The sequence below is a fragment of the Prochlorococcus sp. MIT 1342 genome (assembly GCF_047304495.1).
In the GTDB taxonomy this organism is placed as follows: Bacteria; Cyanobacteriota; Cyanobacteriia; order PCC-6307; family Cyanobiaceae; genus Prochlorococcus; species Prochlorococcus marinus_D.
In genome coordinates this window covers 1,325,292-1,337,250 of sequence record NZ_CP138957.1, presented here as the reverse complement: position 1 = coordinate 1,337,250, position 11,959 = coordinate 1,325,292, and the positions used below count along the sequence as shown (strand labels likewise).

Annotated in this window: 16 protein-coding genes, 1 tRNA gene and 1 pseudogene; 11 read left to right on the top strand and 7 right to left on the bottom strand. The window is 47.6% G+C overall.

Annotation, left to right across the window (positions count from 1 at the left end; all coding sequences use genetic code 11):
- On the bottom strand, positions 1-471 hold the full coding sequence (locus SIB79_RS06950) for a DUF2214 family protein (RefSeq protein WP_063403258.1): 471 nt from the start codon (positions 469-471) through the stop codon (positions 1-3).
- Between the two features lie 238 nt (positions 472-709).
- Here SIB79_RS06950 and SIB79_RS06945 point away from each other — a divergent pair, with 238 nt between their 5' ends.
- The 5 genes from SIB79_RS06945 to SIB79_RS06925 all read left to right on the top strand — a co-directional run bounded on the left by SIB79_RS06945 (position 710) and on the right by SIB79_RS06925 (position 3,285).
- Positions 710-1,636 carry an RNA polymerase sigma factor RpoD/SigA gene (locus tag SIB79_RS06945; protein ID WP_063403259.1) on the top strand — a complete coding sequence of 309 codons (927 nt, stop codon included), beginning with the start codon at positions 710-712 and terminating at the stop codon, positions 1,634-1,636.
- Between the two features lie 110 nt (positions 1,637-1,746).
- A complete protein-coding gene (locus tag SIB79_RS06940; RefSeq protein ID WP_063403260.1) occupies positions 1,747-2,118 on the top strand; it encodes a YkvA family protein in 372 nt (123 codons plus the stop codon).
- Positions 2,118-2,435 carry a hypothetical protein gene (locus tag SIB79_RS06935; RefSeq protein WP_063403261.1) on the top strand — a complete coding sequence of 106 codons (318 nt, stop codon included), beginning with the start codon at positions 2,118-2,120 and terminating at the stop codon, positions 2,433-2,435. Before SIB79_RS06940 ends, SIB79_RS06935 begins: the two co-directional genes overlap by 1 nt.
- 5 nt (positions 2,436-2,440) lie before the next feature.
- A complete protein-coding gene (locus SIB79_RS06930) occupies positions 2,441-2,725 on the top strand; it encodes a hypothetical protein (protein ID WP_063403262.1) in 285 nt (94 codons plus the stop codon).
- A gap of 29 nt (positions 2,726-2,754) precedes the next feature.
- Positions 2,755-3,285, top strand: coding sequence for a phosphate-starvation-inducible PsiE family protein (locus SIB79_RS06925; RefSeq protein WP_063403306.1), 531 nt, complete (start codon positions 2,755-2,757; stop codon positions 3,283-3,285).
- On the opposite strand, the pseudogene SIB79_RS06920 reads toward SIB79_RS06925, so the two are convergent.
- Positions 3,248-3,649, bottom strand: a pseudogene (locus SIB79_RS06920) (Nif11 domain/cupin domain-containing protein); the annotation flags it as partial. The gene SIB79_RS06925 and the pseudogene SIB79_RS06920 overlap by 38 nt on opposite strands.
- A 404-nt stretch (positions 3,650-4,053) precedes the next feature.
- Here SIB79_RS06920 and SIB79_RS06915 point away from each other — a divergent pair.
- Complete coding sequence (locus SIB79_RS06915) at positions 4,054-4,431, top strand: c-type cytochrome (protein ID WP_063403264.1); 378 nt, start codon at positions 4,054-4,056, stop codon at positions 4,429-4,431.
- On the opposite strand, the gene SIB79_RS06910 is transcribed toward SIB79_RS06915, so the two are convergent.
- Complete coding sequence (locus tag SIB79_RS06910) at positions 4,407-4,676, bottom strand: YciI family protein (RefSeq protein WP_063403265.1); 270 nt, start codon at positions 4,674-4,676, stop codon at positions 4,407-4,409. The two genes, SIB79_RS06915 and SIB79_RS06910, sit on opposite strands and share 25 nt — an antisense overlap.
- 102 nt (positions 4,677-4,778) lie before the next feature.
- Here SIB79_RS06910 and SIB79_RS06905 point away from each other — a divergent pair, with 102 nt between their 5' ends.
- Positions 4,779-5,150 (top strand): AbrB family transcriptional regulator, encoded by a 372-nt coding sequence (locus SIB79_RS06905; RefSeq protein WP_063403266.1) that lies wholly within the window; start codon positions 4,779-4,781, stop codon positions 5,148-5,150.
- A 133-nt stretch (positions 5,151-5,283) separates the two neighbouring features.
- On the opposite strand, the gene trpA is transcribed toward SIB79_RS06905, so the two are convergent.
- From trpA to SIB79_RS06890, 3 genes are read right to left on the bottom strand one after another with little or no spacing between them, the layout of a single operon-like run.
- The gene (gene trpA / locus SIB79_RS06900; protein WP_063403267.1) at positions 5,284-6,111 is read right to left on the bottom strand and encodes a tryptophan synthase subunit alpha; all 828 of its coding nucleotides are present in this window, start codon (positions 6,109-6,111) and stop codon (positions 5,284-5,286) included.
- 46 nt (positions 6,112-6,157) lie between these two features.
- Positions 6,158-6,529 carry a DUF3007 family protein gene (locus SIB79_RS06895; protein WP_413681018.1) on the bottom strand — a complete coding sequence of 124 codons (372 nt, stop codon included), beginning with the start codon at positions 6,527-6,529 and terminating at the stop codon, positions 6,158-6,160.
- Positions 6,510-6,716, bottom strand: coding sequence for an NAD(P)H-quinone oxidoreductase subunit L (locus SIB79_RS06890; RefSeq protein ID WP_240951590.1), 207 nt, complete (start codon positions 6,714-6,716; stop codon positions 6,510-6,512). The genes SIB79_RS06895 and SIB79_RS06890 overlap by 20 nt, the downstream gene beginning before the upstream one ends.
- Before the next feature lie 107 nt (positions 6,717-6,823).
- Here SIB79_RS06890 and SIB79_RS06885 point away from each other — a divergent pair.
- Positions 6,824-6,909, top strand: a tRNA-Leu gene (locus SIB79_RS06885).
- 132 nt (positions 6,910-7,041) lie between these two features.
- Here the strand turns inward: SIB79_RS06885 and pyrC are convergent.
- A complete protein-coding gene (gene pyrC, locus SIB79_RS06880; RefSeq protein ID WP_063403308.1) occupies positions 7,042-8,106 on the bottom strand; it encodes a dihydroorotase in 1,065 nt (354 codons plus the stop codon).
- Between the two features lie 171 nt (positions 8,107-8,277).
- Here pyrC and SIB79_RS06875 point away from each other — a divergent pair, with 171 nt between their 5' ends.
- The 3 genes from SIB79_RS06875 (at position 8,278) to SIB79_RS06865 (ending at position 11,936) form a co-directional block, all read left to right on the top strand.
- Positions 8,278-8,454: a hypothetical protein gene (locus tag SIB79_RS06875; protein ID WP_155724605.1), complete on the top strand. Its 177-nt coding sequence runs from the start codon at positions 8,278-8,280 to the stop codon at positions 8,452-8,454.
- Between the two features lie 64 nt (positions 8,455-8,518).
- Positions 8,519-9,628, top strand: a complete 1,110-nt coding sequence (locus tag SIB79_RS06870) for a calcium/sodium antiporter (protein ID WP_063403270.1) — start codon at positions 8,519-8,521, stop codon at positions 9,626-9,628.
- 514 nt (positions 9,629-10,142) lie between these two features.
- Positions 10,143-11,936 (top strand): tetratricopeptide repeat protein, encoded by a 1,794-nt coding sequence (locus SIB79_RS06865; RefSeq protein ID WP_063403271.1) that lies wholly within the window; start codon positions 10,143-10,145, stop codon positions 11,934-11,936.
- Positions 11,937-11,959: the final 23 nt, after the last annotated feature.

Genomic DNA, 11,959 nt, shown 5'->3' with positions numbered 1-11,959 from the left:
TTATTGAGAAGGAAGGCCGACGCCGCGGGCCATCAGGGTTGCCAAAAGGGGAATGAATGCAAATCCAACGATTTCGATGTTGATGAACCAACCGAGGCGAGTCACTAACGAGGAACTCACTTCAGGCAGTTCTCCCTTGCGCAGTGGAATAGCCCAGAGGATATAGGTGACAGTTGGATAAAGCGAAAGAGTCCCCGCAACAATAAAGACTCCTACCTTCCACCAGAACAAAGGGTTTTGAGTATAAAAGTCACTTCCTTGGCCGAAATACAACACCCGCAGAATGCCGCTGATCAATAGCGCCAAGCCTGCTATGCCATAAACGATGTCCGTGATGACCATCGCCGTGGCTTCTCCACGGTTTGGGGAAGCCTTCAACAGCTTTCGCTCAAGCACCAAGGCAGCAAAGCAAACCATGAAGCTCAGGTAGTGGACGTAGGCAATTCCAGCATTGTTGACAATCTCAGGCATGAGGAGGACTCCCAAGTGGATGGGATGAACGAAATTCGTTTTGACGCTAGCGACATCAAGCTCAATGAACGGCTATCTCAATAGAAGAAGAGGGTGAGGGGGGTCTGCATCAATTAAAGCAACACGACATCCTGAAGAAACTGTTTAATAACGCATAAAAAGTTAATTCCGTACTCTTTCTTACGCAGTCAGGATGGAAACACTTTGGCTCTAGGTTCAATTAAGAGTTGAGTTCCAGATGGTGAGTTCTTTAAGTGCCTATCTTGGGGAGATCGGGCGACATCAACTTCTGACACCTGAACAGGAACTGACAATGGGTCGGAAGGTTCAGGCCATGGTTGCGCTTACTGACCGCTGCCATCTTGCTGGTGGAGCAGGGCCCGAATGCGAATACTCAGATGATCAGCGCCTCACCATTCGTCGTGGTGAAAAAGCCAAGAATCAGATGATCACTGCCAATTTAAGACTTGTAGTGAATCTTGCCAAGCGCTACCAGGGCAAGGGTCTTGATCTTCTCGATCTGATTCAAGAAGGCACGCTTGGACTTACCAGAGCAGTGGAGAAATATGACCCAACCCGTGGCCATAGATTTTCGACTTATGCCTATTGGTGGATTCGCCAAGGGCTTAACCGGGCACTATCGACCCAGAGCAGGACGATACGAATTCCCGTCAATGTGAATGAGAAGCTAACCAAATTAAGGGCAGCAAAGTCAAGACTGATGCAGAACAACGGCTTGCCTCCCACTGCTGAGCAATTGGCAAAAACCATGCGAATGCCGATGGCTGAAGTGGAAGATCTGCTCGCTTGTGAATTACGCAGTGTGACAGTGAGCCTTCAAGGAGTTGTGAAGTCAAAATCCGATCCTTCAGAACTTGCGGATGTCCTTCCCAGCGAAGAGATCCCTCCTATGGAGCGTGCCGAAATGTCGGAAAGAACTGCATCGGTATGGACTTTGCTCAATCGTGCGAACCTCACTCCTAAAGAACGGATGGTGGTCACACTTCGTTTTGGCCTCGACGGATCTGATGAATGGCGCACCCTCGCGGAAGTTGCACGACATATGAGTTGCAGTCGCGAATACTGCAGGCAGGTAGTACAAAGGGCACTGCGAAAACTGCGCAAAGCAGGAATTCAGAGTGGTTTGGTGGAAAGCACCCTTTAAGCGATAAACCTCACTGAAAAGTAGGAAATCCGCCCCAAGAAGGGGCGGAGCTCATCTTATGAATCCCCATAAATCAGGTAAAAATGGAATGACATCGGCGCCGACAAACCATGGTTGATGAGGCCACAGCAACTCACACCACCGTCGATGCAACGGTGCTGGAAAGTTCCGTTATTGATCAGAGTCTGTTTCAAAAGGTGTTGCGTCAGGCTGGGCGAAGCCTTGCAAGGCCGGCTTTAGAAGCTTTGGAAATGCTCCTGGATGCATCAACACCTGCACAGGCCAGACTCACCATGCTCGCTGCACTGACCTACCTCATCATGCCCATTGATTTGGTGCCAGATTTGATCCCTGTAGCAGGATTTAGTGATGACCTTGTTGCACTTACCGCAGTCGTAGGCCTCTGGAGCAATCACATGACTCCCCAGATTCGTGATCGTGCCCGACGCAAACTAGATCGGTGGTTTCCATTTGGCGGCTGATGTCAGGGTGGTCTGGTCAAGTTGAAGATGAGCTGACCCTCCTGTTGAAGGATTGGTTGAAGCAGCAGGGACGTACCCAGGCAGACCTGCGTCGAAGCCTTCAGGCTGTATCGACTCGCATGCCTGCCTTGCTTGAGGTCTTGGAACGTGAACATCGCCTGGGAGGAATACCACGGGTGGCGGCACGTCTATGTGAAATTGAAGCCGAATGGGTTGGAACGAATGCATCATCTCAATCTGACAACCAAAAAGATGTCGATCCTTTCAGCCAACTAGACCTACTTCTGCAAGAAATCCGCGATGACTGCGGCAGCTGAACCAGATGACAGGCAAAGTGGATCTGAATGACTGTTTCATCATGCGTTTGCCCTTACTTGTGACTTGCCTAGGAATGACTGCCAGTCTGCAATTAGCTGCTCCTTTAAGCCTGCAGGCACAGTCGGAGGGTTGGCTACTTGGACCGAATAGCCGTACAGGTGAAAACAGCAAAGTCGTGCCCAGCAACTGCATTGAAGAGGCCGATGGATCCATTACCTGCGATACCAAACTTGAGAATCCCAGCGGCGATACCCCGGCTCGGCCTTCCTACAATCAGTTCAATAACTGAGATCCGCCTTGCGCCGTCTCAAGCGGGCAATGCCTTCATTCCTCAATCTAGTGGATTGGGGAGAAAGAGTAATTGTCAAGGTTCTCACATTGATCACCGTTGTTGTGATCATTGCGGCATTGATACAGCTCATCGTGAATGTTGGCAATGAATTGTTCGTTGATTCACAGCAGAGCTGGCTTGGGGATGACTTAATCAAGGTTCTTGGTGATCTGTTAACTGTGCTGATTGCTCTTGAAGTGCTTCAGAACGTCACCAGTTATCTCCGCCGCCACGTGGTACAGATTGAACTGGTGCTTGTTACAGCGCTCACAGCCGTGGCGCGCAAAGTGATCGTGTTGCCACCAGGATCTGATGATAAACCTCAGTTACTGGCTGGACTAGGGATTGCCTCGATTGCTTTGGCCGGGGCTTATTGGCTGGTTAAGAGAGCGACAATTGATCCGGCCCTTTCTGCTCGTTCCAGAACAAAGCCAACCAAATTGTCCCAGGGTGAGGATCAGTTCGTTCCACACGATGCAGACGGTGAGGGGCCAAATGCAGCTGATCTCCCACGCTGAGATCAACCCACACATCGGGATCTTTCAGTTGCATACGTGCACTCCCCTTCATTAGCACAATCCATTCGTGATCAGCCTGGTCATACCAGAACCCCTCTGGACTAGATGCAGCACAAGAGAGAATTAGTTCTAGGCGCCAATTTGAACCAGCGTGGAGAAGATGCTGTTGTTCCTGTCCTTGTGGAGGTAATGGCCGCGTTAGCAGATTGGCATCGGAAGAAAGCTGCTCGACAGGCTCAAGTTCACCCCAACGGCGTCCAATCTCAAAGCCCCAAGATCGAGCTAACTTCACCACTTGGTTGTGATCTCCACAAGCGGCTAGCAGTTCTCGTCGGCCAGGGACAGTTTCTAGCGACTGAATCATTTTTTGAAGCTGTTGCACCTTGTCGAGGAATCGGTAGAGATCCTGTTCTGCCATCCACTTCTCCAGAATTCATTTCCAACTAATGATGCTGATAACAAATTGTTCAAGGCATCAGCGAAATTTTTTTGGTTGCCTCATCCGCTTTGATCATCACAACACGCATAGAAATACTCAACCATGAAAACCTTTGACCAGGATTCACAACCTATTTCCATGCCTTACATCAGCGAGCCTATGAGAGCAGTGAACAGCAGTTGATTCGGCTCAGGATCTGCTCGAGGCCTTTTTGATAGCCCAGTCCTCTCTTTCACGGGGATGCCAAGCCCATGCGCAACTGTTAAAGCGGTATCAGCAGATCACAACAGATCACTACGGCAGACTTAGGCGTTACTGCTGATGATTGCATGAACCTACAGATTCGCCTGAGGCGACTTGTACTTGAACTTGGGGGCCAAACTGCAGGATTATTAATCCTGATCTCTACACTCTTGATCCATCCTATTGGCTCCATTGCATTGGATACCGATGCTGGAGGATCGTTATTCAAGCAACACTGTTCAGGGTGTCATGTAAATGGTGGCAATATCATCCGACGTAACAAAACCCTTAGGCTCAAAGCACTAGAGCGCAATGGTCTAGATAATCCTCAAGCAATCGCCAGAGTGGCTCGAGAAGGAATCGGGCAAATGTCTGGCTACGAGGATGTTCTCGGCGATAGTGGAGATCAGCTCGTGGCGGCCTGGATATGGGCTCAAGCTCAGAATGCTTGGACCCAAGGGTAAACCTCAAGAGAGGTCCATATTCCTTCCTTCCAGTAAACGTCTTGCTCTAGAAGCTGCCTAACAACATCAAGACTTGCGGCTTCGAAAATCCCAAAAACATGAGTGCTCCCTTCTGTTGGACCAAGAGTGATCAGAATGCCCTGTTTCTTAAGAGTGGTAAGCCTATTGAGGTGTTCTTCACGAAAAGGGCTTCGCTTTTCAAGTGCGTTCTCGCAGTAAGTACCCCAAAGAACAAATCGTGCCATGTCTGCTGCGTAAAACTCATCGCTAAAATTTGTCTCTTAAAGGATGGCACAAATGGGTAACTAAACGCTATGTTGTTGAAGTAGATTTCCGTTTTACAAATCATGCTCACCGGCAGCGACCTCCTCACGAAAGTCAAAGACCTGGGTGATGTCAGCAAATCCGATCTTGTTCGCGCCTGTGGCTATGTCTCCACGAAGAAGGATGGTGGAGAACGCCTTAACTTCACTGCTTTCTACGAAGCTCTACTAGAAGCTAAAGGTGTAAGCCTTGGGATAACTGGTGTTGCAGGTATCGGTAAGGGTGGACGCAAGCTTAGTTATGTAGCTACTGTTCAGGGCAATGGCAATCTATTGATTGGCAAGGCCTATACAGCCTTACTTGATCTCAAGCCTGGCGATGAATTTGAAATCAAGCTTGGCCGCAAGCAGATTCGCCTAGTTCCCGCTGGAGCAAGCGACGAAGACGACGATTGATTCATATTTTGAGCTAAGGGAGATTCAGAGAAGATCGTTCCAACCTCATTTGAATCACGCAAGCCCTGGAAATCTTCCAGGGCTTTTTTTGTTGTGTCTTAAGGCAGGATGATAGATATGAGCAAGTTAAAACTCATCCAGCAGCGTTGCGCAGCTCCTTGCAGAAAAGACCCGCTTCTTGAGCAACTAATCCAGGAGCCGCAGCAGCCATTCGTTTCACTAGAGCACTGCCAACAATGGCTCCATCAGCACCCCAACTTTTCACCTGCCGTACTTGCTGAGGCCCAGAAATTCCAAATCCGACTGCTACAGGATTGGAGCCGGACAACTTGAGTTGCTGCACCAAGGATTGAACACGATCCTCCATTACAGAACGTTCGCCAGTAACTCCCGTCACGCTTACTAAATAGGTAAAACCCCTGCTGCTTTCTGCAATCCTTGCCATACGCTCCGCAGGTGTAGTAGGAGCCACCAGAAGAACCAGATCCAGTCCACGAGCAGAAGCCAAGGGAGAAAGGCGCTCAGCTTCCTCGAGTGGAAGATCTGGGACCACAAGACCGGCAACTCCAGCCTCAGCAGCTTCATCACAGAAACGCTCCATACCCCGGTTGAACAATGGATTGGTGTAGGTGAACAGGATCACAGGAATGGAAAGTTTGCCCCGCAAGTCAATCAACATCTGCAAGACCCGAGCTGGTGTTGTTCCAGAAGCCAGTGCGCGAGAAGCAGCTGCCTGAATTACCGGACCATCGGCGAGAGGATCGCTATAGGGAATGCCCAGCTCGATCATGTCCGCGCCAGATTGCTCCAGGCTGAGCAATACCTCAGCAGTGGTTTCTAGATCAGGATCACCAGCCATTAGGAATGGCATGAGTGCAAGGCGTCCCTCAGCTTGTACTCGTTGGAAGCGACTGCTGATTGTGGCGTGTGTATTGGATTTAGGTGCCAAGAAATCTGCCATAGCAATCAATTAGAAGAAGGCGTGAGGGGGGCAAACGCCCTAGAACCTATGGGTCAGAGGGGGCTTGTTGCTTAGGATTCTCATCCTCAATATCCTTCAGTAAGGAAACTTTCTCAGCATCAGGTAATGCATCGAAGCGAGCCTGAAGTTCAGCAGCTGATAGATTTTCATAGGCCTGTTGATAACGTCGCCGTTGTTGCATGAAGGTCATATTCCCTGAAACCACTCGAAGTAGATATGATCCCGTCCAGGCGACAACAACCACAACAAGAAGTGATTGAGCAGCGATACCGGCAGAAATACTATCCAGGCCCGTAAATCTCAATACACTGTAAGCGATCCCCCCGAGTATCAAAATAAGAAAGCCCAGCTGAATGACCTTGGCACGCGTCATATGTTTAAACCTCTCCTTGCCCATTAAGGCGAAGATTCAAAAAAGGCGCGAATAGGATTAAACCTGGAAAGAACAGGAACACCAATCCGTAGGCGCTTAGACGCTCGAATTTGCCCATACAGTGCCACCGTCTGTTCATCCAGGAATAGAGGAGCAAAGGGACAACAATCAAATAGAGGCCGCCTAACAAGGCATAGGCAGCGAGCACCATCAGAGAGTTGATCGAGATTGAACTGGTGACGGCCTGTAGAAACACTGTCAGCAAACTGCTTGGTATAAATCTAGGATGCCATTGCGGGCCTTGGCCCAGCCATTGCCGGGGGCATGGCGGAATTGGTAGACGCAAGCGACTTAAAATCGCTTGTCCTGAAAAGGACGTGGGGGTTCAAGTCCCCCTGCCCCCACTGGTGATCATCGCAACGAGCCAAATATTTCCCCATTTGCGTAGAGATTCAAGTTGCTAGCCAGACCCCAATCGGATCCTTGATTGCCAGCTCGAGCAATGGTGCAATTAATGCGCTCCGATGCGTGCTTTATCAATCAACCGAAACAGACCAGCCCAACAGCTCGCCAGCATGAAATGGAACTAAGTGTTCAGAAGAATCTGCGTTCGTTTGTCCGCTAAAAGTAGCTGGTACAACATGAGCTCTTCGTATCAGTTTGATTGAGGTGTTATTGAGGGGCAAGCCATAGAAAGCTGGACCGTATTCACTGGAGAAGGCCTCAAGACGATCAAGTGCTCCTTCCTGCTCAAAGACTTCGGCATAACTTTCCATCGCATAATGAGCATTGAAAATGCCACCACAACTACAAGCACTCTCCTTTGCAGAGCGAGGGTGTGGTGCCGAATCAGTGCCAAGGAAAAAGCATGGTTTGCCACTTGTCGCTGCTCGACGCAGGGCGAGTCGATGGCGTTCACGCTTGGCTACTGGTAAGCAGTAGAAATCACTACGAAAACCACCGAGAAACATTGCATTACGGTTGATATGTAAATGATGAGGAGTGATAGTGGCTGCCAGATTCGGCCCACCTGTTTCCACGAACTGAACTGCCTCTTGCGTCGTGATGTGCTCCATCACGACACGAAGATTTGGATAACGCCCTATTAGTGGTGCCAGGTGGTGCTCAATAAAAAAGGCTTCTCTATCAAAAATGTCGATATCGACATCGCTCACCTCACCATGAACGAGCAATGGCATCCCAATTTTCTCCATCGTCTCTAGAAGTGAGTTAATCGCTCTTAGATCACTGACCCCCTGCTCGGAATTAGTTGTGGCATGGGCTGGATAAAGCTTGGCGGCGATGAAAACATGCTGTTGATGCCCTTGTTCTAAAACATCTGCAGCCAAACTCTCGTTGAGGTAGGCCGTCATCAATGGCGTAAACGGAACACCATCAGGAAGGGCTGCCAAAATCTGGTCGCGATAGGTTATTGCTGCTTCTACACTCGTGATTGGTGGCCTGAGATTGGGCATCACGATTGCTCGTCGAAACACCCGAGCTGTGCTGCCTAGCACCGCATGCAGCATGGCACCATCCCTCAGATGGACATGCCAGTCATCCGGTTGACGCAAAATGAGTTGGTCGGGCAAAGAATCCAATGTCATCAACCCAGAATGAGGTGTAGAGGTTTCAGCAACGAAGCAAGACCCAAAAATAAATTTGCAGTGATACCCGCCTTTCAGGAGCGACTCTCAAAGACGAAGTTTTCGAAGCTATAGCTCAGTCATCCCTAAGAACAGACAGTGACATTCTGTTCTCAGGAGAAAGCCTTGGCCAGTGCAGAAGAGCAAGAAGCGAAAATGAAGATCATCGATAGAAGCATTTTTGCAGCGATAAGTTTTCTAAGCAGAGCGACATCAGAGAATCAGTTGGTTCGATTGAGCAACAGCGAATTTTGCAAGCATGAAGACCAAAGCCTTAAGATCGCCTTGCGCAAGCAACCATGATTTTTGAGAGAGAGGGTCAGAGTTTGCGTTTAGATGCAGAATCCCTTTAGTCCGTTCGGATCACATGCCGCAATTCCTTGAACCGGCTTTACAAGTGCTGGCAGGAATCGGCCTGTTGTTTGGGGGCGGAGAACTGTTTGTGCAGGGTTCCGTCGCCCTTGCAATTATCTTCGGTATACCCGAGCTTGTGATCGGTCTCACTGTTGTGGCGTTGGGCACATCTGCCCCCGAGCTGTTCGTCAGTGTGAGTTCAGTGCTCAAGGGCTCCGATGCCCTGGCCGTGAGCAATGTGGTTGGTAGCAATATTTTTAATGTGATGGTGGTGCTCGGCAGCAGTGCCCTTGTGCTGCCACTCAAAGTGGAGAGTCGTTTAGTGCGACGTGATGTTCCTCTACTACTAGCGGTGTCTGCAGCCGTATGGGGAATGGCTTCAGTAGGTCGTGTGACATGGCAGGCCGGAGTAGCCCTCTTGATAGCTCTCTTGATCAATTCTGTATGGGAAATCCGTACGGCCCGGGAGGAACCGGATGGAATGGTGGAGGCTGAGCCGCAGATCAATAGTGAAACTGCCAATGGCGGTTGGATCAAAGCTTGTATCCGCCTTTTGCTTGGCATCCTGTTGTTGACCGTCGGATCGAACCAGCTGGTTAATGGGGCAAGCGATGCTGCTTCACTCTTAGGAGTGAGTGAGACCGTCATCGGACTCACGATCGTGTCTGCTGGCACCTCAATGCCGGAATTGTTCACATCTTTGGTAGCTGCTCTACGAGGCCGCACAGATCTTGCGATCGGCAATGTGGTGGGCAGCAGCTTGCTCAATCAACTTCTGGTCCTGAGCAGTTGTGCCTTGATATCTGGTGGGGCTGGGCTGCAAGTCGATCGTTTGATCATTGAGCGAGATCTACCTGTGATGGTGCTCACCACGCTTGCCTGCATGCCAATTTTTTGGACCAGGGGACGAATTAGCCGACTTGAAGGAGGGATCCTTGTAGGGCTTTACGTTTTTTATGTGATTGATCAAGTTCTCCCCCGCACCTTACCCACTTGGCAGGATGGATTTCGATTGACAATGCTCTGCATTGTTCTACCGATTGTTCTCGTTATGATAGTGCTTCAAGCCTTGCTGTACTGGCGTCAACTGCGCAGAGAACGAATAACTCATAGTACTGACTGATGAAAGGTTTGTTATGTTATTCATGAAAACAATAGAATGAATATTTCCGATAAACTTTACATCCTAATCTTTCAGGCAAATCTTTCTAGAAGTTACAGCTAGAATCTTCGTAGTGCTATTTATTTTAAGATCATATTGTGTGTCATGTGATCAATGTATAAGTTGGATAAAGTAGTAGGAGGCAGCCCTACACGTAGTATTTTAGAAGCCTGAGGCGATTTGATAAAGTTGTTTTATGAAATTAACTCTAAGTTTTTTAATTGAAGTTTAAATGAATCTAGAAGGTGTCTTTGTATCTATGCAGATGCATTGAAGGGTACGATGGGTTAAAAGATTTTCTTTGATTTTGATCATTACCTTTCCTTGGATTAATCAAAACATAGATCCCAATACATGACTGACTAAGCGTCTCGGGAACTCAATCACGATAGCGTTGACGTCAGAACCTTTTTGCAATGATGTTAAAATTTATATTTGATCTTTCGCTAACAGCTTTGCGGTCCGGGCATTAAACATGAATTTAGATGAGCTCAGGTCATTAGCCGTTGCGGCCGAGAAATTACGTCAGCAGGGTGACCTGCAAAATGCAGTAAAAATATATGAAAGGTTGCTATCCGAGAATCAAGCAGACCCGCAAATTACTGCATTATATTGCGATGTACTCACTGAAGGCAGACAGGCAGATGCAGCACTTAAATGGATTGAAAGAACACTGAGTGCAGATCAAATTAGAAATCACCCACAAGTTGGTACAGCAAAGGCAAAGGCACTACTAGGCCTAGGACGTTCCCCTGAAGCATTGGCTGGATTCAACTCTGTTGTGAAACATCACTCCGAATGGGCTGACGGATGGAATAATTTAGGTTGTTATTTACTTGAACTTAACCGCATTGATGAAGCCATTCCAAAATTAATAAAAGCCTTGGCGCTTGAACCAACTCATTGCAAGGCAACACTTGCGTTAGCAAAGGCTTACAAGAAAAGGGGTGAAATCAAGAAATCACTTTCTACGTTAGAAGATTTGCTTTTATCACAAGATAGCAAGCCCGTAAGGTACGCATACATACAAGGGCTAACTCAAGATGATCAATACGAAAAGGCACTAAATGAAAGCATAGAGCTTTGCAATGCCAAAGAGGTAGATATTAATGATGAGATGATCAAAGCAGAAGCATACTTAAACACAGACAATATTAATGGATATCTTGAGATACTAGACAAGACTGCCAATATTAATTGGAACGGATCATCAAACGGAAGCAAGTCAATTTACGCATTATTCCAAGCAGGCCGAAAAGCTGAAGCACGATATCGACTTGAAGAATGGCTCGAGAAGTTTCCAGCTGACCATGCGGCTCGCGTTGCAAATGCACAACATCTACTCAGCAACTGTGAATTTGAGCAAGGCTGGCGTGAGTATGAACATAGGATGAGATTAGGAAACAATCAATTACATTACGATCTACTTGCGAATTGGAATGGATGCCCAATCAATGATGAGAATGTATTAGTAATAGGAGAGCAAGGGGTTGGAGATATGTGCTATTTCTCCCGTTTTCTCAACGCCATAGTTAAAGACAATCCAAAAACGACTCTTATTTGCGAACAAAGAATGATAGATCTACTTGAGACAAGCTACAAGGATATAAATATAATTGATAACCCTGATCAAATAAAACTGCTCGGCAAGCCATTGACCAAAATTGCCATAGGATCATTACCACTTATTTATGGATCTACTGCAAAGGAAATAGATGATCTATATACTCCTATCAGTGCCAGAAAGGCAGATGAATACATATGGCATGAAATATTAAAACGGGATGCTAGTAATAAAGTAAGGATAGGTATATCCCTTGAAGCAGGAAGAATAATTGACATCACAGCGCGACGTAACCGGTCGATTCCGGCGATTCTTGTTTTAGAACAACTTAAAGGGCTACCGATTACATTGGTTGATCTTCAACATACAGGACATTCAAACAGCTTTTACGCAGAGGCAGAGAAATTTGGCTTGGAAGTATTAAATTACCCCAAGCTTACAAAAGACCTCGGTCAACTTCTCGCGATGGCCTCAGCATTAGACGGAATAATTACTGCTCAACAGACAAATGCACATTTATTTGGTGCCATGCATAAAAAAGGTATCGTTATATTGCCGATAACAAGTCATTTTGCTTTTGGTAATGACATCAAGTCTATATGGTATCCAACACTTCAGCTTATGCGGGCCTCTGGATGGCGAGACTGGGAAAGCATAACCAGTGCATTGAGAACTGTAATTATAAAAAGCTGGCTAGAAGAGTAAAATAGATCTTGATGTAAAAAAAT